The organism is Klebsiella sp. Ech2A (assembly GCF_030078455.1).
Taxonomy (GTDB): Bacteria; Pseudomonadota; Gammaproteobacteria; order Enterobacterales; family Enterobacteriaceae; genus Klebsiella; species Klebsiella terrigena.
In genome coordinates this window covers 1-1,254 of record NZ_JAQGFU010000430.1, presented here as the reverse complement: position 1 = coordinate 1,254, position 1,254 = coordinate 1, and the positions used below count along the sequence as shown (strand labels likewise).

Here is a 1,254-nt window from a genome sequence, read left to right as displayed (position 1 = left end):
CAGATGCGGATTGCCGCCGCCGGTCGGGTAGCCCGCCACGTCGAACAGATCTTTTACCGCAAAGGTCATGCCGCTCAGCGGCCCGCCGTGCGCGTGCGGCACCGGGTGCGCCGGATAGGGCATAAACGCGCGAATATCATCCTGCATGCTTGTCTCCTTATTTGATTCAGGCGTACTGCGCCGGGCTCTCGACGCTGGCGGCCAGCTCCCGCCAGCGATGGCAGCTCACCACGTGGCGCTCGCCAGCCTGCTCCGTCGCCGGCTGGCTTTGCCCGCAGGCCGCCCTCGCGTGGGGGCAGCGCTCGGCAAACGCGCAGCCCGCCGGCAGGCGCGCCAGATCCGGCGGCGAACCGGGGATGCAGCGCAGGGCATCGCCTTTTTTAAGCCCCTCTTTCGGGCGGCTGCCCAGCAGAACCTGGGTATAAGGATGGCGCGGACGGTAGAGAATATCCTCCATCGACGCCTCTTCGACGATGCGCCCGGCGTACATCACCGCCACGCGGTCGGCAATCTCCACCGCCGCGCCGATGTCGTGGGTAACAAAGATAATCGACAGCCCGCGCTCCTTTTGCTGCTCGCGCAGCAGGATCAGGATCTGGATCTGCACCGTCGCGTCGAGGGCGGTTGTCGGCTCATCCGCCAGCAGCAGCTGCGGGTTGCACGACAGCGCGAGGGCGATCATCGCCCGCTGGCGCATCCCGCCGGACATCTCGTGCGGATAGGCGTCCAGCCGCCGCTCGGGGCTCGGAATGCGCACCTGGCGCAGCGCCTCCAGCGCCCGCTCCCTTGCCGCCTGGCGCGAGAGTCCTTCGTGGCGGCGCAGGCCTTCGCTAATCTGCTGCCCGACGGTATAGACCGGGTCGAAGGCCAGCAGCGGCTCCTGAAATATCATGGCGCAGCGCGCGCCGCGATAGCGCCGCAGCCGGGAAGCGTTCATCTCCAGCACCGCTTCGCCCTCCACCCGCAGGGTGCCGGAAAGAACGCTGCTTTTAGGCGGATGCAGGCGCATCAGCGCCCTGAGGGTCACGCTTTTTCCGGATCCGGACTCGCCGATCAGCGCCAGCACCTCGCCCTTTTGCACATCAAAAGAGACGCCGTTGACCGCATTGATCGTCTGACCGTCGCGGCGGAACTCAACCCGCAGATCGCGGATATGGACAAAGGCTTCATGCGACATGGCGCACCTCCCGGACGGTGACAGCCTGATGCCAGGGCGACGCCGGCTGCGCCATCAGGCAGGCGCTTTGGTGCCCC

1 protein-coding gene and 1 pseudogene are annotated in these 1,254 nt (G+C 67.0%); both read right to left on the bottom strand.

The genetic code is table 11. The annotated features are described in order from the left end of the window. Nucleotides 1-147, bottom strand: a pseudogene (locus PFH44_RS28000) (amidase); the annotation flags it as partial. A 19-nt stretch (nucleotides 148-166) separates the two neighbouring features. Continuing rightward, a complete protein-coding gene (locus PFH44_RS27720; RefSeq protein ID WP_045854385.1) occupies nucleotides 167-1,177 on the bottom strand; it encodes an ABC transporter ATP-binding protein in 1,011 nt (336 codons plus the stop codon). Between the last annotated feature and the right edge of the window lie 77 nt (nucleotides 1,178-1,254).